Source organism: Wolbachia endosymbiont (group A) of Andrena fulva, from assembly GCF_964026815.1.
Classification (GTDB): domain Bacteria; phylum Pseudomonadota; class Alphaproteobacteria; order Rickettsiales; family Anaplasmataceae; genus Wolbachia; species Wolbachia pipientis.
This window is the reverse complement of sequence record NZ_OZ034701.1, coordinates 829,775-849,639: the sequence shown is the minus strand read 5'-3', so window position 1 is coordinate 849,639 and position 19,865 is coordinate 829,775. Positions and strand designations below refer to the sequence as shown.

The following is a 19,865-nucleotide window of genomic DNA, read 5'->3' as shown; positions in this document are numbered from 1 at the left end:
TGTTTATTTCAACAAATGAAAAAAGCGAAATAAAATATTCCAGGGTGTTATTTAAAATCTCTGGTGAGGCTTTGATGGGATCAAAGCAATTTGGTCACGATATGGAGACTATAGGTGAGTTATCTAAAGGCATAGTTGAAGTTTGTAATCTTGGAGTTCAGGTATGTATTGTTGTTGGTGGTGGTAATATCTTTCGTGGCACATCTGCGTCTTTAAGTGGTTGTGAAAGAGCAAGCAGTGATTATATTGGAATGCTTGCAACTATAATCAATGCTTTAATTTTACAAAACTTTTTAGAAAAAAATTTAGTAGCTTCTAGGGTATTATCTGCAATACCCATGGCCACTGTATGCGAACCTTACATCAGAAGGAAAGCTATTCGTCATTTAGAAAAAGGTAGAGTGGTAATTTTTGCAGCAGGCACAGGCAACCCATTTTTTACTACAGATACAGCTGCAGCCTTACGTGCTGTTGAAATGAATTGTGATGTTATTCTAAAGGGTACGCAAGTAAATGGTGTATACTCCGCTGATCCGAAAAAAAATGAGGATGCTGTAATGTATGATAGGCTTTCTTACACGGATTTATTGACTCGTGATTTAAAAGTTATGGATGCATCAGCAATTTCACTTGCTCGTGAGAATTCTATTCCAATTATAGTTTTTTCTTTGAAGGGAGAAAAAATAGTCAATATTATTAAGGGTCAAGGTACTTATACTATAGTTTCAGATTGTAAACATTAGGTAATTTATGTTAAATGAAATAAAAGTTAAAACAAAAGAAAGAATGCTAAAAACTATTCAGTCCTTTCATGATGATATTAAAGGCGTACGCACTGGTAGAGCTAGCGCATCGTTGCTTGATGGTATAGTTGTAAATATCTATGGTGGACATCAAAAGTTAAATCAGGTTGCAGGTGTTTCGGTTATAGATAACAAAACTCTATCAATTAAAATTTGGGATATTAATGTTGTCGGTGAAGTGAAAAATGCTATATTAAATGCCAACTTGAATTTAAATCCTGTTGTTGAGGGCAATACCATACGTATAGCTCTTCCGGACTTGACACAAGAAACCCGTGAAAAATTAGTGAAATTATTGCATCAGTTTGCTGAAAATGCACGGATTGCCATTAGAAATATACGTAGAGATATTATGGAAGAAACAGAAAAAATGAAGGAAAATAAAGAAATCTCAGAAGATGATTTTCATGGTGCTAAGAAGGAAATACAAAATATTACTGATGATAATATAAAAAAGATTGATGGTGAATTGTCCATCAAAGAAAAGGATATACTGAATCACTAAATGATATGGAGAAAGCTTACATAGCAAATGATGTCATTCCAGTGTTTGACACTGGAATCCAGTCTTTACTATACAACTATCTGATGCACTTGTTTGAAATCAAATTTCCTGGATCCCAGTGTCGGAGCACTGGGATGACACCAATTTTGCATTCAAGTATCAACTATTGGTGTCACTACAGTAACTCTCTTCCTGTCATGCAAGTAGCTGACACCTTCCAGGTGTCCATTGAAATCCAAAAAATTTCACTCAAGTCAAAATTAGGTTAAATTTAAATGTTGAATCAAGAATCTTTACCGAAACATTTAGCAATTATTATGGATGGTAATGGTAGATGGGCAAACAATCAAGGAAGAGTAAAAATTGATGGTTATAAAAAGGGCAGTGAAGTTGCATACGATATTGCCAAGTATTGTACGGACTTAACTATACCCTACTTAACTTTGTATGCATTCTCTATGGAGAATTGGCTTAGACCTAAAAACGAAACTGACTGTCTATTTGATTTATTTTACTCCGTTTTAACTAATGAAGATAAAGTCAATTTCATTTACAATTGTAACATTAAGTTGAATTTTATTGGCAATTTAAGTCTGTTACCCAGTAAAATATTGGATCAAATTAAAAAAGCAGAAGAAATGACACATAAGAACGATGGTTTATTACTCACTGTGGCAGTCAGTTACGGAGCAAAGCAAGAAATTACACAAGCTATAAGCAATATTATAAAAGAAAATATTGCTTATGTATCAGAAGAGGAATTTGAAAAATTTCTATATACTAAAGATTTGCCAAAATTGGATTTATTAATTCGCACTGGTGGCGAAAAAAGGTTAAGCAACTTTTTATTATGGCAAGCAGCTTATGCTGAATTGTATTTTTGTGATACTTTATGGCCTGATTTTTCTTGTCAAGATTTGAGTAAAGCATTAGAAGATTATACAAAAAGAGAGAAAAAATATGGTAGATAATAATTTTATAATTAGAATGTTGTCCTCAATAGTAATATTATTCATATTTTCCTTTGCTACATATTTCAGTGATTTATCGTTTTACCTATTGATTTTTTCAATAGCAGTTTTATCTTCTTTTGAATGGTATAATCTAACCCAAGGAAATAAAATTTTATACGTTTTTGCATTATTATTGATTGCACTACCAAGCGCCTCATTAATATATTTATATAATCTACCACAAGGAAAATACGCATTAGTATGGTTCGTCTTAACCATTTGGGGAATTGACGTTACTGCCTACCTATTTGGTAAGAATTTTGGTGGAGCTAAAATTTGCCCAATTCTTAGCCCTGGAAAAACTTGGGCAGGACTTCTTGGTGCGATTTTAGCTGGAGTAGTGTGCACAATTTTTGGATCAATATTTTTTGGTCTATTTTCAATTTTTTATTCTCCAATCATTGGCCTTGCAATTGCTATTCTAGCGCAACTTGGCGATTTCACTGAGTCGCTTGTTAAAAGAGCTTACGGTGTTAAAGATAGTGGAAATATGATACCTGGCCATGGGGGAGTGCTCGACCGTATGGACAGTTTCATTTTTACTGCCCCTCTTATTGCTATTTACATAAGCTAAGTCTGCAGAAGTGCCATTAGAGTTCATCCCTAGTCAGCTCCCCAACCGCTTCTACAGTGCAGTCATGGACAAACGTCTTTTCACAATAAGGGCAGGCTATTTCCTCTTCTTCTCCCATATCTAAATATATTAATGGATGGCCGGAACCCTCATCATTCTCATCACCATGACAACAAACTTTTCTATTATTAACCCTCACTTTTGACATGCTGCTCCTTTAGCTTATAACATTTTATATATTGAATATACCCATTCAGAAATAAAAAACAACAAGCACTATTCTCCATTTTTTATCCTATTCAGGTTAATCAATTCGTTTTGAACACCTTTTGATACAAATTTGCTAACATCTTCTCCTAATCTTGCTATTTCCTTTACAAAGCTTGATGAGATAAATTGAGTATCTTCAGAAGCAGGAAGAAATATGGTTTCGATTTCAGGAAGAAGTTTATAATTTACCCAGCTCATTTGAAACTCGTAATCAAAATCCGATACTGCTCTTAATCCCCTAATAATAACAGAAGCATTCTGCTCTTTGGCAAACTTCACTAGCAACCCATTAAAAGATATAACATCTGCATCAATTCCTAGCCCTTTGATTTCATTTTCAGCCATGCTTGTGCGTAGCTTTGTGTCAAAGGCAGTATGCTTATTAACGTTTTCTGCAACTCCTATTATTAATTTATCGACTAGTTTACACGCTCTTTTGATTATGTCAAGATGCCCAAAAGTTATAGGGTCAAATGTGCCAGGGTAGATTCCTATTTTGTCATTAATGTTCATCCTTTATTTTTATAAACTACTTTAAAAACTTTTGATAGACATAATAACATTTTTTATCTAAAAATAAAAGTATACAGTTGGCCTGATAGCTCAGTTGGTAGAGCAAAGGACTGAAAATCCTTGTGTCGCTGGTTCGATTCCTGCTCAGGCCACCTTCTCTTTCTTGGCAAACTTGCCTTTTTGTTATAAAATACTCTATATCGTAATATAAATATTAGGGAGGCAAGTCATAGTATATAAATATTATAATAAACTATTTAATATCTTATTAATTATAGTTCTATTATTAAGCAATATTACTTATGCTGGCGTTAGTGAAAAACCGGCATCTCAACATGTAACCAGAAAAGAAGAACCAGCGTCAACTGTCTTGACGGCAGAAAATACAGTAAATAATGACATAGTTGTTGGTTTGTTGAAAACGGAAGAAGCACATGAGCTTGGGCTATCTCAAAATATCTACGAGATGTTTAATAACTTTGGAGTTAAAACCGTACTCATTGACTACAATAAAATAATTAACTTAAAAGAAATCCAAGAAAAGTCGCTTATCTTTGCAAAACAAGATGAAACATTGGCAAAGAAGCTAACATTAGACCGAATAAAAGTTGAAGTTGCAAAGTTTGTTAAAGAGCACAAAATAAATAGAATATTTATTCCGGATAATTTACACTCAGCACCCACTCCTTGTCGCCAGCTTGTTACTGAAGCAATTGTAAAAATAGTGGATGATAACCCTGTAATTCATTTGCTTGGCATATGTGAAGGCATAATGAATGCAAAGGGAATTGAAGTAGTGAGTGTTGTGAGTGATGAAGAGAAACGAAGATCTCATTTAAAATCAGCACCTAATCCACAGAAAGAGGATGTACCTCTCCAGCAGATAAAGATCGTTCCAAATAGTCGTTTAGCAGAAGTAGTAGCCAAATTCCTAATACCTAATGAAAATGGCTGGTTTTCAACATATTTTCCAGATGCTCATTCAGGAGCAGTAAGTAATACACCAGAAAATAGAAGAAAATTGGAGTCACTTGGATATAAAGTTGCAGCATTTTCCAGTGAGGGGGTAATAGAGGCTATTGAAGATAAGCATGGTAATGTTCACTTTCAAAGTCATCCAGAAGCCCTTGTTGTGAAGTCAGATAAAAACCTCTATTTATCAAATCACAAGGAACGTCAAGTGTCTACACTAGTTGCTATAGCGATTATGAATGATTTTCTTTATCGTGCTTAATGGCTATAGCTTTAGGCTTACCGACGATTTGATAAACGATAGATTTGTCATGTATCCGTTCAGGCAATGGCGTCAACTTAAGGAAAAATATCAGCGATAGTGTATAAAATTTCTCTCCAAATTTTTTATCATTAAATTATCCAAAGAGTGCAAGGGACAGCACTTTTGTTTCTATTTTATTGCAACAAAAAAGTTTAAAATGTGTCTTTTTTAGGTGAGGCATGCAAAAAGGAAAAGATCTTATCTTACAAATTAAAAATGCAATATACTCGAAAACTTTTCAGAAAATCCATTGTGTTGAGTTTTACACGAACAAGAAAACTTCCTTTTTCGACAGTATTTTCTATGATTTTAAAGTTAGTTAAAAAAAGTTTGGGAATAGAATGTGAACTTATGGAGCCATTGACATGTGACCTTACCCAGAAAAAGTGGAGAGAAAGTTTGGAATGTTTTTCACAAAGAGAATGATGAATCAAAATGCTCAGGAATGCAATAGTTAATAGTGACGTTGTTTGTTATAAAAAATTTCTATATATTCAAATATAGCAGTTTTGATATGCTGTTTAGAGTGCCGAGAGGTGTCTATTGGTAACTCCCTTTTTAGAGAACTGAAGAAGCTTTCCACAACAGAATTGTCGTAACAACAACCTTTATAACTCATCTATGTTTTTTATGGATAAGAGATATTGATAACCTTGCGAAGTATATTGTGAACCTTGATCACTATGTAATAGTAGATTTTTGGCAGGTTTACGCTTGTTAACGGCCATTAATAAAGAGTCCATAACCAATTGTTTATTTATTGAACTGCTCATTAACTACCATGCGTGAATATAGATCGATTATTGTTGCCAAATATAGCCATCCTTCTTTGGTTTTTATATAAGTAATCCCATACTTTATTTGGTTGATCGACAATAAAGTTTTGGTCTAATATATTGGGAGCTACGACTCTACTGTCCGTTTGTTGTTTCTTAATTTTAAATTTTCTTCTCAATATAGCCTGAATACCATTTTTCTGCATAATACTTTGCACTGTTTTTAAGTTGCAACTTTTACCCAAAGCCTTTAATTCAGCATGAATTTTAGGAGCTCCATATCTACATTTAGAAGCTTGATATATTTTTTGAATATCTGCTAATAACTCTTTATTTGCTGATTCTCTACTGCTTATTTTCCTTGTAGTCCACTTATAGTAGCCACTAGCAGAAAACCCTACATAATTCCTGCACTTTATAGTGTTTACTATGCTCTTTTATGAAAAAATATTTTACTCTTTTTGACTGGCCAGGGCTTTTTTTAAAATGTCTCTTTCTCTTGTTACTTTTGCTAACTCTTTCTGTAAATCAAATCTCTCTTTGTCATAAGGTGCTACATCTGGAAATGCATTTGCCGCTGACTTTTTTTCGTTATATTTCTTCATCCATTTTTCTAATACACTATCCCTTATTCCTAGATCTCTTGCTACTTTTGCAACTGGTTGACCTACCTTTCTTTGTTCATTTGCCAGCTTAACAGCTTCCAATTTGAATTCTGCCGTATATTCTCTTGCCATTTCTAATCCTCCAAAATTTTATTTTACCCGAAAAAACTCCTTTCTTTCTCTCCACTTTTTCTGGGTAAGGTCAGTATGGGAAAAGGTGAAAGATGTACTAAAAAACCCAGAGATGATAAAAAAGGAATACCAACGTAGAGTATTAGAAAATAAAAATGATGAATCATCAGAGAAAAAGTTTGCAAGAAGAGAAAATCAAATAAAAGAAGGTATCGAAAAATTAATGGAAGATTATTATAGTCAAGAAAATGCAGGAGAGAAAGGATATATAAGCGAGGAAGAATTTAAACAGACAATGAGAAAAATGAAAGAACGCTTACAAGGGATAGAAGAAGAGAAAAAAAAGGTAGTTGATCAGAAGGCAGTAGAAAAAGGAATAAGTCTTATTATAAATAGCATAAAGAATTTTTATTCTAGTGTAAAATCGAACCTGGAACAGCTAGATTGGCAAACTAAGCGCGGCATTATTAAAGCATTAATAGGACAAATTAACATTAGTTGTGATCAGGTAGAAGTAGGATTTCAGATCGAAGAACCAGCACAGGATGGGGGAATTCTTAATTTGTATCATTGTACTACACATCATAATAAGGGGGTTGGCAAAATGTGTCAAGCAAGTTTTTTCGTTTCTATAAATCTGGATTTCAGCGTTATGCGCTGGAATGACAACGTGAGGTAAATTTTTCAACATCCCAAAATTACAGAATTCAGTCTGTTTAATTAAGTGTGAACTGTTACACGAAAATTTTGTAAACAGATTAATATACCCTGTTTTTGCTATTCATCTAAAAATGGAACCATAGAGTACGTTGAGGAGCGTAAGCAAATTTTAATGCAAAAATTACTATCAAAAAATAGATTATGCAAGAGGTCTAATTATTCTGCCGCAATTTTGCTCTATCACACTTGCCACATTTAATATTCCAGCTTCATCATAATAATTTCCAATCACTTGCAAGGCAAGTGGTAAACCCTCATTGGAGAGCCCAACAGGAACAGAAATAGCAGGCAATCCTGCCAGACTTGCCGGCACAGTAAACACATCATTGATGCACATAATTAGCGGATCTGGCTTTTCATTTAAGCCAAAAGCTTCTGTTGGAGCAGATGGCACAAGTATGTAATCTATTTTTTCAAACGCTTTTATAAAATCATTTCTGATTAATGCCCTAATGCACTGCGCTTTTTCGTAATATTCATTATAATGACCTGAAGAAAGCGCATAAGCGCCAATTAAAATTCTTCTTTTCACCTCTTTACCAAAACCTTCTGCTCTTGTTAGTGAATACATTTCTTCAAGGGTATCAGCATCAACCCTTAATCCATAACGCACACCATCGTAACGAGCAAGATTGGATGAAGTTTCAGCAGAACAGATTAAATAATAGACTGGTATTGCATATTTAGTATGTGGCAGAGTAATGTCAACAACTTCAGCGCCATTTTCTTTTAAATAGGAAGCAACTCTTTCCCAATTATGAACTATTTCCTCTGAAATTCCATCCATCCTATATTCTTTTGGTATACCAATACACTTACCCTTGACATCACCATTTATAAAGCTAGAAAATTTAGGCACTGGCTTTTCGCTCGATATTGAATCTTTTGTATCATAGCCACAAATTGCTTCCAGCATTAATGCTGAATCAGAGACAGAACGAGTAATGACTCCTGCTTGATCCAGAGAACTCGCAAATGCAATCATACCAAAACGCGAGCATCTTCCATAAGTTGGCTTTATTCCAACTACTCCACAATAAGCTGCTGGTTGGCGTACAGATCCACCGGTGTCGCTCCCTAACGCTCCAGCGCATAAAAATTCAGCAACCGATGCTGCAGATCCACCAGATGATCCACCAGGAACAACTTTTTCCCCATCGCTTTTTCTAATCCACACATTTTCAACAGGGCCAAAATAGCTATTTGTGTTCGCAGAACCCATAGCAAATTCATCCATATTAAGCTTACCGAGCATGGCTGCTCCACTTTTTAAAAGCAAGTCAGACACCGTAGATTCGTAAGTCGGAACGAAATTTTCCAGCATTTTTGAGCATGCTGTTGTTTTTATTCCTTTTGTACAGAATAGATCTTTGATGCCAACTGGTACACCCATGAGCGGCGAGATTAAATCATCCTTTTGCCTAGAGAAATGTTCATCTGCAGCTTTAGCAGCTTTCATTGCTATCTCTGGGGTTTTTGTTATAAATGCATTTAATTTCTCATTTTCAACCGCACTGATGTGCGCCTCTACGAGTTCAACGGCAGAAAAACTCTTTTTTTTGAGCCCGTCATGCATTTGTGTAATACTTAACTTTCTTAGTTCATTCATCAATATTTAATTTTTAGCAAGACGTTAATTATAACATGGCACGATAAAAAATCCATACATTTATAGTTACAGCTAGAAATGTAGCTAAGGTAACTTAGATTCACCGACAATCGTCATCCCGCTACTTGTTAGCGGCTAAGAGATACCGCAGCGGTATGACGTAGAAGCTATACTTTTATACTCACCAACTCAGTATCCAATCCGGATTGTATCTTAAAAAGGTCAAAAGACTATAATAAGCAAAGGAGTGATACTGTGTCTGAGTGAAAATCGTTGAGATCCCAGATACAAGTGTCTGCTGCTTGCATAGCATTTATTTACAAAAAAATAGTCATGCAAGAGACTTTGCTTGGATATTTGATATAATTTAGGTCTATTAAAGCAAAAAATACTAACATGAATGAAGTGATAACATTTGGTTGTCGTCTAAATTTTTACGAGAGCGAGTTAATCAAAGAAGCATTAAAAAAAGCAAAGAGAGAAAATGTTGTTGTGGTGCATAGCTGTGCAGTGACAAACGAAGCAGAACGTCAGGTAAAGCAAAAGATACGTAAGATTTACAAAAATGATCCAAATAAAGAAATTATCGTAGTTGGTTGTGCTGTTCAGTTGGATCCAGAAGTTTACAGTAGCATTCCTGGTGTAAGTAAAGTGCTCGGTAATCAAGATAAGCTAAAAGCTGAAAATTACTTACTAAATGACGATAAAATCTTGGTCAGTGATAACCAAGTAGAACCTGTTCTAATTAATGGATTTGAAGATAAGTCAAGGGCATTTATTGAAATTCAAAATGGTTGTAATCATAGCTGCACATTTTGTTCAATTACTGAGGCAAGAGGGAATAATCGATCTGTGCCAATAAACAGTATTATAGAGCAAATCAGGATCTTTGTAGAAAATGGATATCAAGAAGTAGTGTTTACAGGGGTTGATATTACTGACTTTGGTACAGATTTGTTGGGTAAGCCATCACTTGGTTCAATGATTAGGAGAGTTTTAAAGGATATACCAGAGTTGAAGAGGCTAAGACTTTCCTCTATCGATGTTGCTGAAGTTGACGACGAATTAATGGATTTAATAGCTAATGAGTCAAGACTTATGCCTCATTTACATTTGAGTCTACAATCTGGTAATAATTTAATACTAAAGAGAATGAAGCGTCGTCACAACAGAGAACAAGTGATAGAATTTTGTCATAAAATGAAGAGCTTGAGGCCTAATATAGCATTTGGCGCTGATATTATTGCTGGATTTCCAACAGAAACTGATGAAATGTTTCAGGATACAGTTGATTTACTGAAAAAAACAAATATAGTTTACCTACATGCTTTTCCATATTCAGAGCGGAAAAATACACCTGCTGCACGAATGCCACAAGTACCAGAGAATGTGCGTAAAGAACGAGTAAAAAATTTAAGAGAAGTAAATAAAGAAATTATGAGCAGTTTTTGTCAATCCTTGATCAACACTAAGCAAAGTGTTCTGGTTGAGCAAAATAATGTCGGTAGAGCAGAAAATTTTGCATTAATAAAGCTTGAATCAAAAGCTCAAGCCAAGAGTATTGTGAAAGTTAATGTTAAAGGAGTGGAAAATAATTATCTAATTGGAAATATTTTTTCTTAATTTTTGTACATTGAAGAAATATACGATATAGTAATTATACTGTAAATGATAATTGTGAATTCATTTATGATAACTAGAATATCTATTACTTTATTTTTGATTTTCATTTCATGTGTCTATTTTTTTATTACTTATATTAGTAATGATACACACATTGAGCAAGTACAACCCTTAAAATTAGAAACAGACAATAATAAAAGTGTGATACGTTCTGAGGAGGTTACTGCAAAAGAAATACCAATAAAATATCAAGAACTTGAAAGTAGTCCACCTTCTGTTTTCCAAGTAGCTGATCAGAAAAATATGTGGTCACGTATTGCAGATCAAGCTGAGCCTACAAAAGAAAAATCAAAAAAACTTGATTTTTATGTTAGCGCTAACGGTGGTAAGGTATACCATGATAATTCAGAAATATTTGTAAAGGGTATAAAGGCAATAGGGGAGAGAGTCCTAACTTTAGTTGAAAGTCATTATGGTTTTATAATAAAAAATATAGTGGCAGATGAAATTAAAAGTATACAGCAATTTGATGGTAAAATTGATTTCCAGTGGTTTAGCAGCATGTCTTTAGGTTACTATGCTGGAGAAAATGGTAAAATTGATTTTGAAGCCGCGTATTCTATAGCCAATATTGAAGATAGTAATTCTCCTCCGGTATTTGATAAATCAGCAAGTATATTTGCGTTTTTGTTAAACTTCTATTATAATCCCAGCGTTCAGGATACACAATTTGCTCCGTACATCGGTCTTGGTATAGGACCAACAGTTTTTAGATTAAAAAGGATTAATGGGTCACCCCAAAATTCAATGCCACTGAATGTTCCTTGGTTTGCTTATCAAATAAAACTTGGTGTTGATTATTCAATAATCCCAAAAATCAAAACCTTTCTCGGCTATCGTTACTTTAGCGTTCCGATACCTGTTGCAGATGACATATCTACTCACAATATTGAAGTTGGTTTGATATTTAATTTTTAGTGATAATTTAATATATATATAAATTCTTATCTTTTCTATCTAACAAACCAAATGTTGGTACGATTGTTGCTTTTAAAAAAATGACAGTTTCTACTGTTCTAATATTATTCGCTAGCCTTTTTGATTTCTGATGCAATAAGCTTTGCTTATCTTCTCTATGTTCTATAAGCCCGCCGATTACCATAATTTCACCGCTCTTAATTTTTAACATAGAGTTCATTTCTCTGATTTCAACAATTGGAATGTCGCTATTTAATTTCATTTTACTCTGCTGTGCGACGTACTCTATATCTGGATCTTTAGTGTAGCCGTTAATTCTTGATAAAGTTGGATGTATATCCATGAATATTTCACTAGTATCAATGTTAATGCTTGGGTGGATTATTAGCACAACACCTATTGGGATGCTATTCATCTTGGTAATTAAGGTCTGATTAGAGTTTCTAGTATCTTTTTGTATATCGGAGGTAAAATAAATATGGTTTTTAGTAAATGAAATCATTGCTTGCTGATTATTTATAGCATGTACTCTGGGGCTTGAAATTACAGTTGAAGTGCCAAATTTGTCTAAATTTTTTACTAAATCTCCTAGATCATTCGCACCAAAGTTCATTGCTAGGTTAATAATGGAGTTATCTTGATTTATTATAGACTTAGTTCCATCTTGTAAGTCATTTAAGTTCATACCAGAAAGGTATTTGTCATCTAGCACAACTTCAACTATTTTTGCCTCTATCATTACTTGAGAAGACGCTAACTTCTTAACCTTATTAATATATTCTTCAACAGCTTTGTGGACATCTTTTCTAGCATTCAAAATAATAACACCAGCTTCTCTGTTGGATGAAAGGAATTCGCCATCATCCACCCCGTTAACATCCATTATTGCATTTAAGCCTTTTTCTAATGAATTCCATAAGTCACTACTGTATTGAGACTTCATAACATTGTTATAGTCCCTATCAACGTTACTTCCATCACTGTTAGTAATATTGTTATTAATAACGAAACTGCTTTGAGCAGAATGTTGAATATTGATGAAGTCTACGTAATAATTTTGTGCGTATGGCAAGTCCTGCTCAATTCTAATTACACCATTACTTGTTGAGTAACGCAGTTTGGCGCTATTTGCTATACTCTGAATTACTTCGTTTATATCCTTATCTTTTAGCTTTAAAATAATATTACCTGATATTTTTGGGTCCATATCCAAGTTAACGTCAGAAAGTTTTCCTATCTCAATCAGCAAATCCTTTACTGATACTTCTTCACTAACATTAATAGAAATAAGCTGATTACTGATTGTGAGATCGGGAAACTCTATTGGTAAAGGCATAATTTCTGGTATTGCCGGTTCATTAATCTCCAAAGAGGTGTTATATTGTTGCAACGGATAATCGTGCTTATAATTGTCTATGTTAATAGGATATTGCTTGGTAGGTAGATGTGTGCAAGAAATAATGAAGAGGAGTATTAAGCATTTAAAAATAGCCATTAGAACAGCATACAAAATCTATACTAATAGATTTCTATAAAAATATTAAAAATGTATTTAATCTCATTTTCATCGAGCAGATAATTGTCGTGTATTAGCTTTGGCTATGTATTTTTTGTATACTCTTCTTGTACTTAAATGTAGACCAGCATAGCCCTAATTTTTTTATATATTTTACTTCTTTCTCTGTATTTAATAATAGGCTTGAAAATAAATGGTAAGCCTATAATTGTTAAGCTTAGAGCTAGGGTTGAAAGTATACAACAGGCTTTGTGTTTACTATGTAGCTCTTTCAGGTAAAGCATCAAAAATCTACAAAATTTTTTGTAATTTTCTTCGATGTTTTTTTTGCTATGAGCCTTGCTAATGAACATATCTATTGCGGTATGACCGTTATTGCACTTAATGTTAAGGTCTGCACCTTTTTCTGTTAACAACTGAGCTATATCAAAATAATCCTTTTGAACAGCAAGATGTAGAGGTGCAAAACCTTGTTGCTCACAAATGTTCATATTGGCTCTAACTTCCAATAACATTTTCACAATTTGTGTATGGCCTTTTTTAACTGCGAGTAGCAAGGGAGTTCTGTTACATTTAGTAACAGCATTAATGTTTACCTTAAGCCTCAATAAGAGCTTAACTGTTTTAGTGTTACCATTATGGCTAGCTTTATGCAGCCTGGCGTTGCCATTAAAATCTTGATCATTTGCATCTATTCCTTTTGATACAAGAAATGTTACCATTTTTCTATTATTATGCTCAATAGCGCAATCTAATGCATCAAAACCATGGTTATTTTTTGTGCAAAAAAACTCTTTAAGTTTAATTTTATCGTTACTTGCTTGCTGTTTTTTTGCAATAAGCTTTACTATTTGCATTTTGTTGTTATACGCTGCTAGGAAAAGTGTAGTGTTATTTTCTGCATCTTTGGCTTCTATATTTGCACCTTTCTTTATCAGATATTCTATAATTTCTGCTCTGCTGTCATAATGTGCGGTGCATTGATAAATGGTTAAAAACAAAGGAGTACGAAAATTGTTATCTTCACATTCAAGATTTGCTCCGCTATCAATTAAAATTTGAACACTTTTTTTAGAACCGTATAGTGAAGCTATATGAAGAGGAGTATAGCCCTCTTTGACATCTTTTTCATTAATTTTTGCGCCTTTTGTTATCAAAAAATCTATTAATTCCGTGTCATCTTGTAGTGCAGCAAGGTGCAGTGGAGTGAATCCATTTTTATCCTTGGAATTAATTGTCAGTTGGTTAACAAAAAGTTTAGCAACTTTCTTGTGTCCATGCATAATGGCGTAATGCAGAGGGTTTCTATTTTCGTTGTCTACGACATTGAAATCAGCTTCGTGCTCTAGTAATGACTTTACTCCAACTAAATCGCCTTCTTTTGTGAACTTATGCAAGAGAGTGATTCCACTTGCATCTTTTGAGTTAATATCAAATCCATTTTCTACTAATTGGTTTATATCTTCCTCACGCGCCATATCACTTAAATCTCTAATTAAACTCTTTTCGCGTTAATAATACTCCTACTTGATTAAGTTTAAATGAATCTGTGAGAAATGGCTAGTGCATTCTTGCATAACAAACTTTTGGCAGCGCATTGGATGAAACGAAAAACTTACTTGACAAACTCCGCCAGCCCTCTTATCATGAAACTGAAGCTATTTATTTATCTTCGCAATCTCTGCAGTGGATTAATGACAAAAAACTTAATGTATTTGGCGTAAATCATGCTTAATTTTTTGCACTATGTGCACCTCATGTCTTTATAAAACTTTTAGGTTTCTACCTATACAAGCCGAAACGCGTTTATAAAGTGTTTAAGACAGTAAAAGACGTCAAATAGACAAGGGAGAATTTGAATACTAGCTACCCTAGGGTTTCTTTGCCTTTTTTTTCATTTGGTAAATTTCTTAATGTTTATAGCTAAACGACAACTGTCATTCCTGTAAAGGTCAAGTATCCCGCTACTTGTTAGCGGCTGAGATACCGCGAATGAATCGCGGCATGACGGTTCGCGGTGGCATGACGATAAGCTCGTCATCCCGCTACTTGTTAGCGGCTGAGATACCGCGAATGAATCGCGGTATGACGGTTAGCGGCGGCATGACGTAGGATTGCTGTCATTTCGCTACTTGTTAGCGGCTGAGATACCGCGAATAAATCGCGGTATGACGGTTAGCGGTGGCGTGACGATAAGCTCGTCATTCCGCTACGTGTTAGCGGCTAAGAGATATCGCGGTGGTATAGCTATAAATTGTTGATATCTTTTTTATATCACATTTTTAACTTACAATAGTTAGCCAGCGTTCCTTACATTAACCAAATCTTTCAAATTCTGCACTCACCACTACCTATAACTCACTTTCACGCAATATTGATCGTTCTTAAAAAGCAATCTAACATTTTTTATTCCTTGATTGCGAAGCTTTGATGCAGCTGATTTAGCAGCCTGAGCACTTTTAAAAAATGCAACATATCCCTTACTTTCTGCACTGTCTTGTTTCGGATGACGTTTCTGCATTTCTTTTTCATATTGCTTTCTGTAATGAGGAGTATTTTGTATCAATTGTTCTGACATCTTTCTTAGGTATTGAACTTTTACTTTTGCAAGCCCAGATTTATGAAATCCTAAGACTTGAGCTGCTTTTTCTGATAAGTCTATTATTCTGCCTTCAATAAAAGGCCCTCTATCGTTAACCCTTGTAACAAGCTTTCTTCCATTTTCTAAATTAGTGACAAGAACAAAGCAGGGTAAGGGCAAAGTCTTATGCGCTGCAGAGATCAAGTGACGGTTAAACGCTTCACCATTTGCTGTAAGTGTGCCATGATCTTCTATTCCATACCACGATGCTATCCCTATCTCTTCATAGTGTTTACAGTTTTTTGGATAATAAGTTATACCATTTATTGTGTAGCTGCTGCCAATTTTATAATGACCTGCAGTGCAGTTAAACCTGTTGCTAACACTGCAGCTACTTATCAAAACAAATATTAGGCATAGAAAGGTTAGGTTTTTTATCATTGTATTCGGTAAGAGGGTTCGATACTATGAGGATTTTAAATTATACTATAATAAATTTAGTAATGAGTAAACATCTACTGCTAAATATTAACAAAACTCAAGAAGGAATAATACATATTATTGGTATAGGTGGAATCGGAATGAGTGCCATTGCTGAAATTCTTCACAATTCCAATTACAAAGTTCAAGGCAGTGATGCGCAGTCAAACAACAATGTAGATAGATTACAAAAGCTGGGTATAGAAGTTTACATTGGTCACAATGCTGATAATATAAGCCAAGCTCAAATAGTTGTATATTCTTCTGCGATAGAATCTGATAATGTGGAGTTAATTGCGGCAAAAAATAACAATAAAATCGTTTTGCATAGATCAGACATGCTTGCTGAACTTTTAAGAGATAAATATGTGATAGCGGTTTCAGGTTCAAGCGGAAAGACAACAACAACCGCTATGATTGCTTCCATTTTTGATCATTCTGGCATTGATGCGACTGTAACTGTAGGAGGGATATTAAATTCCTATAAGAGCAACTTCAAACTTGGAGGGAGTGACACTTTTCTGATCGAGGCTGATGAGTCTGATGGAACTATGCTAAAAATCCCTGCAAAGATTGCTGTCATAACAAGTATCAACAATGACCACATAGATTATTACGGCACATTTGATAATATCAAAAATGCATTTTCCCAATTCGTGAATAATGCAGGTTCTGCAGTTTTACCTGATTCTGTAGACATCGATTATGATGCGGGTAATTCTATAACGTTTGGGTTTGAGAATGGTAGCATAAGAGCCAGCAACATTAAACAGCATGCTAACAGCATAGAATTTGATGTGTTGAACAACTGGATTCCAGCATTACGTGCTGGAATGACAAAAGGAAAGTGTACAGAGATGTCATCCCAGTGCGTGACACTGGGATCCAGCCCTTTAAAAAACATAGTACTATCAAATGCAATTGGAATTCACAAAGTAAGCAACGCCCTAGCTGCAATATCAGTTGCGATAAAGCTCGGAATTAGCGATGCAGATATTAAAAAAGGCCTTTTGGAATTTCAAGGAGTAGCAAGAAGATTCTCTTTGATTGCCGATATTAAAGGTGTTAAGTTAATTGAGGATTATGCCCATCATCCAAATGAAATATATGCAACTTTAACGGCTGCACGTTCGATTACTAAAGGAAAAGTAATAGGAATTATCGAACCACTTCGTTTTGCCCGCATTCGTAATTTTTTTGATGAATTCATACGAATTTTCATGATGTTTGATTATGTCATCCTCACTCCTGTTCATCCCCCAGAAGACAAGCCTATTCCTGGTTGTGGGATTGATGATATACAAAAAGCTTTAATCAGTAATGGATTTAATAACACAAAAATTATGAATGATGCTTTGCTCATTTCACATTTTATTAGTGATTCGACAAGTCCAAGTGATATAGTATTATTTATTGGTGCTGGTAGTAATATAGCTAAATTGGCAAAGGAAACTGCAGCACTTATTGCGGAAGTTAAGGTTTAATGTAATGAATAAGATAATCAATAACGTATTTGCAAGAGAAATTTTAGATAGCAGGGGTTACCCCACTATTGAGGTAGAAATTGAGCTCTGTGATGGTGCAATAGGCAGGGCATCTGTACCTTCTGGAGCTTCAACCGGTAAATTAGAAGCCTTGGAACTCAGGGACCAAGATGAGAAAAGGTATTGTGGTAAGGGAGTGCTGAAAGCTGTTCAAGCTGTAAATGGGATAATAGCAGATGAAATCATTGGAATGAATGCAGCGGACCAAAATGCAATTGATAAAGCATTAATTGAACTGGATGGAACAAAAAACAAATCAAAACTTGGAGCAAATGCAACTTTGGGTGTGTCTCTTGCAGTTGCAAAAGCAGCAGCAAACAGTTTCAAAATGCCGCTATATAGATATTTGGGAGGAAAGCAGACGAGTGTTATGCCGGTTCCACTCATTAACATAATTAATGGTGGAGTACATGCAGACAATAAGCTCGATTTCCAAGAATTCATGATTCTTCCGGTCGGTGCTGAGACTTTCAGCGAAGCGATTAGAATATCTGCGGAGGTATTCCACAACTTACGTAGCATTCTTAAGAAAAAAGGTTATAGCACAAATGTAGGGGATGAAGGTGGTTTTGCACCAAATATTGAAAGTACTGAAGAAGCACTTGATTTGATCATATACGCTATAGAATCAGCAGGTTATTCAGCGCAAAGTGATTTTGCACTAGGCCTTGATGTTGCTTCATCTACTTTTTATGAAGATGGAATTTACAAATTTGAACACAGAGATCTTACTTCAGAAGAGTTGACTGAATATTATTGTAATCTTGTGGAAAGATATCCAATAATTTCTATAGAAGATGCAATGAGTGAAGACGACTATGAAGGTTGGAAATTACTTACTGCAAAATTGGGGAGTAAAATTCAATTGGTTGGGGATGATTTGTTTGTTACAAATTGTGAACTGATATGCAAAGGAATAGAGGAAAAAATGGCAAATGCTGTACTGATCAAGCCAAATCAAATAGGGACGTTAACAGAAACTTTTGCTGCTATTGAAATGGCAAAATCAAATGGCTATAAAGTTGTTATTTCTCATCGCTCAGGTGAAACAGAAGACACAACAATATCCCACATAGCAGTTGCATCAAATTGCGGGCAAATAAAAACCGGGTCGCTATCGCGTTCTGATAGACTCGCGAAGTATAACGAGCTAATCAGAATAGAAAGCGCATTAGGAAAGGATGCTAAATATTATCGTGGGTTAGCATGGGTTTTATAGACGAAGTAAAATTGTGTTTAAAAGCTGGTGACGGTGGTGATGGCTGTGCAAGTTTTCGTCGAGAAAAGTTCGTTGAATTTGGTGGTCCAAATGGTGGTAATGGAGGAAAGGGTGGAAACATAGTTTTCATCAGCGACGCTAATCTCAACACTTTGCTTCATTTTCGTTATAGAAGACACATTAAAGCAGATAGTGGAAAAAATGGTGCAGGCAGGGATAGATCTGGCACAGCAGGGAAAGACGTTATACTTAAAGTTCCAGTCGGTGCACAAATAATTGATGAAGAAAGTGAAGAGATAATAGTAGACCTTGACAAGCCTGGTATGGAATTTCAAGTAGCACAGGGTGGAAAAGGTGGACTTGGAAATACTAATTTTAAATCTTCTACTAATAAGGCACCAAGACATTTTACTTACGGTCAGCCTGGCGAAGAAAAACATGTATTATTAAAACTAAAAGTTTTATCAGATGTTGGAATTATTGGCATGCCAAACGCAGGTAAATCAAAATTTTTGACTCGCTGCTCAAATTCCGATACAAAAGTAGGCGATTATCCATTTACCACCGTAAGACCTCATTTAGGCATGGTAAAAGTGGATGATAGCGAAGTTGTAATAGCAGATATTCCTGGAATAATTACTGATGCTCACCTTGGAGTTGGGCTCGGGCATAAATTTTTAAAGCACATAGAAAGGTGTCAAATTTTACTTCATTTAATCGATGTAACTCACGATGACGTTGTTTCGGCTTATAGTTGTATCCATAATGAATTGGAACTTTACAATAGTGATCTTGTTGAAAAAGAAGAGATTGTAGTATTAAACAAATGCGACTTATTGAGGGAAGCAGAAATTCTGGAAAAGAAGAATCACCTAGCTAATTATCTCAATAAAGAAGTGCTGTGCTTATCAATTAATGGTGATTTACAGCCTATTTTAAGATTATTAAGTGAAAAATTGAAAAAGAGTAATTCTAAGGAAATCGATGTATATGATCCTTTTAAGATGTGAATTTCATTTATTTTATCATATAACTAGAATATATTTGTACGAACATTTGTTTTTGTTAAACACAACAAATCCCAGTGTCAGCTACTTGCATCTACCACACAACTGTACGAACATTGCA

Annotated in this window: 22 protein-coding genes, 1 tRNA gene and 1 pseudogene; 14 read left to right on the top strand and 10 right to left on the bottom strand. The window is 34.7% G+C overall.

What is annotated here, in order from left to right:
- Window positions 1-5 precede the first annotated feature (5 nt).
- From pyrH to AAGD84_RS04205, 5 genes are read left to right on the top strand one after another with little or no spacing between them, the layout of a single operon-like run.
- Window positions 6-743 (top strand): UMP kinase, encoded by a 738-nt coding sequence (pyrH, locus tag AAGD84_RS04225; protein WP_405196809.1) that lies wholly within the window; start codon window positions 6-8, stop codon window positions 741-743.
- 7 nt (window positions 744-750) lie between these two features.
- On the top strand, window positions 751-1,308 hold the full coding sequence (gene frr, locus AAGD84_RS04220) for a ribosome recycling factor (RefSeq protein WP_341817841.1): 558 nt from the start codon (window positions 751-753) through the stop codon (window positions 1,306-1,308).
- Between the two features lie 5 nt (window positions 1,309-1,313).
- The gene (locus AAGD84_RS07535; RefSeq protein WP_010962657.1) at window positions 1,314-1,577 is read left to right on the top strand and encodes a hypothetical protein; all 264 of its coding nucleotides are present in this window, start codon (window positions 1,314-1,316) and stop codon (window positions 1,575-1,577) included.
- A gap of 6 nt (window positions 1,578-1,583) precedes the next feature.
- The gene (gene uppS, locus AAGD84_RS04210; protein WP_006279327.1) at window positions 1,584-2,279 is read left to right on the top strand and encodes a polyprenyl diphosphate synthase; all 696 of its coding nucleotides are present in this window, start codon (window positions 1,584-1,586) and stop codon (window positions 2,277-2,279) included.
- Complete coding sequence (locus AAGD84_RS04205; protein WP_077188153.1) at window positions 2,269-2,895, top strand: phosphatidate cytidylyltransferase; 627 nt, start codon at window positions 2,269-2,271, stop codon at window positions 2,893-2,895. The genes uppS and AAGD84_RS04205 overlap by 11 nt, the downstream gene beginning before the upstream one ends.
- Before the next feature lie 16 nt (window positions 2,896-2,911).
- Here AAGD84_RS04205 and AAGD84_RS04200 read toward each other — a convergent pair whose 3' ends face one another.
- Both AAGD84_RS04200 and coaD read right to left on the bottom strand, forming a co-directional pair.
- Window positions 2,912-3,103 carry a zinc-finger domain-containing protein gene (locus AAGD84_RS04200; RefSeq protein ID WP_006279326.1) on the bottom strand — a complete coding sequence of 64 codons (192 nt, stop codon included), beginning with the start codon at window positions 3,101-3,103 and terminating at the stop codon, window positions 2,912-2,914.
- A 68-nt stretch (window positions 3,104-3,171) separates the two neighbouring features.
- The gene (coaD, locus tag AAGD84_RS04195; protein WP_006279325.1) at window positions 3,172-3,678 is read right to left on the bottom strand and encodes a pantetheine-phosphate adenylyltransferase; all 507 of its coding nucleotides are present in this window, start codon (window positions 3,676-3,678) and stop codon (window positions 3,172-3,174) included.
- Window positions 3,679-3,757: 79 nt separating this feature from the next.
- On the opposite strand from coaD, the gene AAGD84_RS04190 reads away from it, so the two are divergent.
- The 3 genes and pseudogenes from AAGD84_RS04190 to AAGD84_RS04180 all read left to right on the top strand — a co-directional run.
- Window positions 3,758-3,830, top strand: a tRNA-Phe gene (locus tag AAGD84_RS04190).
- A 218-nt stretch (window positions 3,831-4,048) separates the two neighbouring features.
- On the top strand, window positions 4,049-4,912 hold the full coding sequence (locus AAGD84_RS04185) for a gamma-glutamyl-gamma-aminobutyrate hydrolase family protein (protein WP_082246099.1): 864 nt from the start codon (window positions 4,049-4,051) through the stop codon (window positions 4,910-4,912).
- A gap of 221 nt (window positions 4,913-5,133) precedes the next feature.
- A pseudogene (locus AAGD84_RS04180) lies at window positions 5,134-5,341 on the top strand (IS4 family transposase); the annotation flags it as partial.
- Between the two features lie 67 nt (window positions 5,342-5,408).
- Here the strand turns inward: AAGD84_RS04180 and AAGD84_RS07530 are convergent.
- The 4 genes from AAGD84_RS07530 to AAGD84_RS04165 all read right to left on the bottom strand — a co-directional run bounded on the left by AAGD84_RS07530 (window position 5,409) and on the right by AAGD84_RS04165 (window position 6,467).
- Entirely contained in the window at window positions 5,409-5,573 is a 165-nt protein-coding gene (locus AAGD84_RS07530; protein WP_080717620.1) for an IS3 family transposase, read from the bottom strand.
- Window positions 5,563-5,727 carry a DDE-type integrase/transposase/recombinase gene (locus tag AAGD84_RS04175; protein ID WP_156768648.1) on the bottom strand — a complete coding sequence of 55 codons (165 nt, stop codon included), beginning with the start codon at window positions 5,725-5,727 and terminating at the stop codon, window positions 5,563-5,565. Before AAGD84_RS04175 ends, AAGD84_RS07530 begins: the two co-directional genes overlap by 11 nt.
- On the bottom strand, window positions 5,727-6,035 hold the full coding sequence (locus AAGD84_RS04170) for an IS3 family transposase (RefSeq protein ID WP_238514268.1): 309 nt from the start codon (window positions 6,033-6,035) through the stop codon (window positions 5,727-5,729). Before AAGD84_RS04170 ends, AAGD84_RS04175 begins: the two co-directional genes overlap by 1 nt.
- Window positions 6,036-6,182: 147 nt before the next feature.
- The gene (locus AAGD84_RS04165; RefSeq protein ID WP_341817840.1) at window positions 6,183-6,467 is read right to left on the bottom strand and encodes a transposase; all 285 of its coding nucleotides are present in this window, start codon (window positions 6,465-6,467) and stop codon (window positions 6,183-6,185) included.
- Between the two features lie 85 nt (window positions 6,468-6,552).
- Here AAGD84_RS04165 and AAGD84_RS04160 point away from each other — a divergent pair, with 85 nt between their 5' ends.
- The gene (locus AAGD84_RS04160) at window positions 6,553-7,146 is read left to right on the top strand and encodes a hypothetical protein (RefSeq protein WP_264723306.1); all 594 of its coding nucleotides are present in this window, start codon (window positions 6,553-6,555) and stop codon (window positions 7,144-7,146) included.
- 180 nt (window positions 7,147-7,326) lie between these two features.
- Here the strand turns inward: AAGD84_RS04160 and gatA are convergent, their stop codons facing one another.
- On the bottom strand, window positions 7,327-8,796 hold the full coding sequence (gene gatA, locus AAGD84_RS04155) for an Asp-tRNA(Asn)/Glu-tRNA(Gln) amidotransferase subunit GatA (RefSeq protein WP_264723307.1): 1,470 nt from the start codon (window positions 8,794-8,796) through the stop codon (window positions 7,327-7,329).
- A gap of 396 nt (window positions 8,797-9,192) precedes the next feature.
- Here gatA and mtaB point away from each other — a divergent pair, with 396 nt between their 5' ends.
- Both mtaB and AAGD84_RS04145 read left to right on the top strand, forming a co-directional pair.
- Window positions 9,193-10,419, top strand: coding sequence for a tRNA (N(6)-L-threonylcarbamoyladenosine(37)-C(2))-methylthiotransferase MtaB (gene mtaB, locus AAGD84_RS04150; protein WP_010082135.1), 1,227 nt, complete (start codon window positions 9,193-9,195; stop codon window positions 10,417-10,419).
- Window positions 10,420-10,485: 66 nt separating this feature from the next.
- Window positions 10,486-11,397 carry an outer membrane protein gene (locus AAGD84_RS04145; protein WP_264723401.1) on the top strand — a complete coding sequence of 304 codons (912 nt, stop codon included), beginning with the start codon at window positions 10,486-10,488 and terminating at the stop codon, window positions 11,395-11,397.
- A gap of 7 nt (window positions 11,398-11,404) precedes the next feature.
- Here AAGD84_RS04145 and AAGD84_RS04140 read toward each other — a convergent pair whose 3' ends face one another.
- The 3 genes from AAGD84_RS04140 to AAGD84_RS04130 form a co-directional block, all read right to left on the bottom strand.
- Window positions 11,405-12,892: a secretion system protein gene (locus tag AAGD84_RS04140; protein ID WP_341817839.1), complete on the bottom strand. Its 1,488-nt coding sequence runs from the start codon at window positions 12,890-12,892 to the stop codon at window positions 11,405-11,407.
- 134 nt (window positions 12,893-13,026) lie between these two features.
- On the bottom strand, window positions 13,027-14,391 hold the full coding sequence (locus AAGD84_RS04135) for an ankyrin repeat domain-containing protein (protein WP_264723400.1): 1,365 nt from the start codon (window positions 14,389-14,391) through the stop codon (window positions 13,027-13,029).
- Window positions 14,392-15,260: 869 nt separating this feature from the next.
- A complete protein-coding gene (locus AAGD84_RS04130) occupies window positions 15,261-15,935 on the bottom strand; it encodes a septal ring lytic transglycosylase RlpA family protein (RefSeq protein WP_319803565.1) in 675 nt (224 codons plus the stop codon).
- A 26-nt stretch (window positions 15,936-15,961) separates the two neighbouring features.
- Here AAGD84_RS04130 and murC point away from each other — a divergent pair, with 26 nt between their 5' ends.
- The 3 genes from murC to cgtA are packed head-to-tail and all read left to right on the top strand — an operon-like array spanning window position 15,962 to window position 19,747.
- Window positions 15,962-17,458 carry a UDP-N-acetylmuramate--L-alanine ligase gene (murC, locus tag AAGD84_RS04125; RefSeq protein WP_264723398.1) on the top strand — a complete coding sequence of 499 codons (1,497 nt, stop codon included), beginning with the start codon at window positions 15,962-15,964 and terminating at the stop codon, window positions 17,456-17,458.
- A gap of 4 nt (window positions 17,459-17,462) precedes the next feature.
- A complete protein-coding gene (gene eno / locus AAGD84_RS04120) occupies window positions 17,463-18,737 on the top strand; it encodes a phosphopyruvate hydratase (RefSeq protein WP_341817837.1) in 1,275 nt (424 codons plus the stop codon).
- The gene (gene cgtA / locus AAGD84_RS04115) at window positions 18,725-19,747 is read left to right on the top strand and encodes an Obg family GTPase CgtA (RefSeq protein WP_174515741.1); all 1,023 of its coding nucleotides are present in this window, start codon (window positions 18,725-18,727) and stop codon (window positions 19,745-19,747) included. The genes eno and cgtA overlap by 13 nt, the downstream gene beginning before the upstream one ends.
- The last annotated feature ends 118 nt before the right edge of the window (window positions 19,748-19,865 follow it).

What these genes read in the sequence shown, in the direction of transcription:
- uppS (WP_006279327.1), top strand. Translation starts at nt 1,584, where the DNA reads ATGTTGAATCAAGAATCTTTACCGAAACATTTAGCAATTATTATGGAT.
- mtaB (WP_010082135.1), top strand. Translation starts at nt 9,193, where the DNA reads ATGAATGAAGTGATAACATTTGGTTGTCGTCTAAATTTTTACGAGAGC.
- eno (WP_341817837.1), top strand. Translation starts at nt 17,463, where the DNA reads ATGAATAAGATAATCAATAACGTATTTGCAAGAGAAATTTTAGATAGC.
- AAGD84_RS04200 (WP_006279326.1), bottom strand. Translation starts at nt 3,103, where the DNA reads ATGTCAAAAGTGAGGGTTAATAATAGAAAAGTTTGTTGTCATGGTGAT.
- AAGD84_RS04130 (WP_319803565.1), bottom strand. Translation starts at nt 15,935, where the DNA reads ATGATAAAAAACCTAACCTTTCTATGCCTAATATTTGTTTTGATAAGT.
- AAGD84_RS04205 (WP_077188153.1), top strand. Translation starts at nt 2,269, where the DNA reads ATGGTAGATAATAATTTTATAATTAGAATGTTGTCCTCAATAGTAATA.
- AAGD84_RS04175 (WP_156768648.1), bottom strand. Translation starts at nt 5,727, where the DNA reads ATGAGCAGTTCAATAAATAAACAATTGGTTATGGACTCTTTATTAATG.
- murC (WP_264723398.1), top strand. Translation starts at nt 15,962, where the DNA reads ATGAGGATTTTAAATTATACTATAATAAATTTAGTAATGAGTAAACAT.
- coaD (WP_006279325.1), bottom strand. Translation starts at nt 3,678, where the DNA reads ATGAACATTAATGACAAAATAGGAATCTACCCTGGCACATTTGACCCT.
- cgtA (WP_174515741.1), top strand. Translation starts at nt 18,725, where the DNA reads ATGGGTTTTATAGACGAAGTAAAATTGTGTTTAAAAGCTGGTGACGGT.
- AAGD84_RS04145 (WP_264723401.1), top strand. Translation starts at nt 10,486, where the DNA reads ATGATAACTAGAATATCTATTACTTTATTTTTGATTTTCATTTCATGT.
- AAGD84_RS04135 (WP_264723400.1), bottom strand. Translation starts at nt 14,391, where the DNA reads ATGGCGCGTGAGGAAGATATAAACCAATTAGTAGAAAATGGATTTGAT.
- frr (WP_341817841.1), top strand. Translation starts at nt 751, where the DNA reads ATGTTAAATGAAATAAAAGTTAAAACAAAAGAAAGAATGCTAAAAACT.
- AAGD84_RS04140 (WP_341817839.1), bottom strand. Translation starts at nt 12,892, where the DNA reads ATGGCTATTTTTAAATGCTTAATACTCCTCTTCATTATTTCTTGCACA.
- AAGD84_RS07530 (WP_080717620.1), bottom strand. Translation starts at nt 5,573, where the DNA reads ATGAGTTATAAAGGTTGTTGTTACGACAATTCTGTTGTGGAAAGCTTC.
- gatA (WP_264723307.1), bottom strand. Translation starts at nt 8,796, where the DNA reads ATGAATGAACTAAGAAAGTTAAGTATTACACAAATGCATGACGGGCTC.
- AAGD84_RS07535 (WP_010962657.1), top strand. Translation starts at nt 1,314, where the DNA reads ATGGAGAAAGCTTACATAGCAAATGATGTCATTCCAGTGTTTGACACT.
- AAGD84_RS04165 (WP_341817840.1), bottom strand. Translation starts at nt 6,467, where the DNA reads ATGGCAAGAGAATATACGGCAGAATTCAAATTGGAAGCTGTTAAGCTG.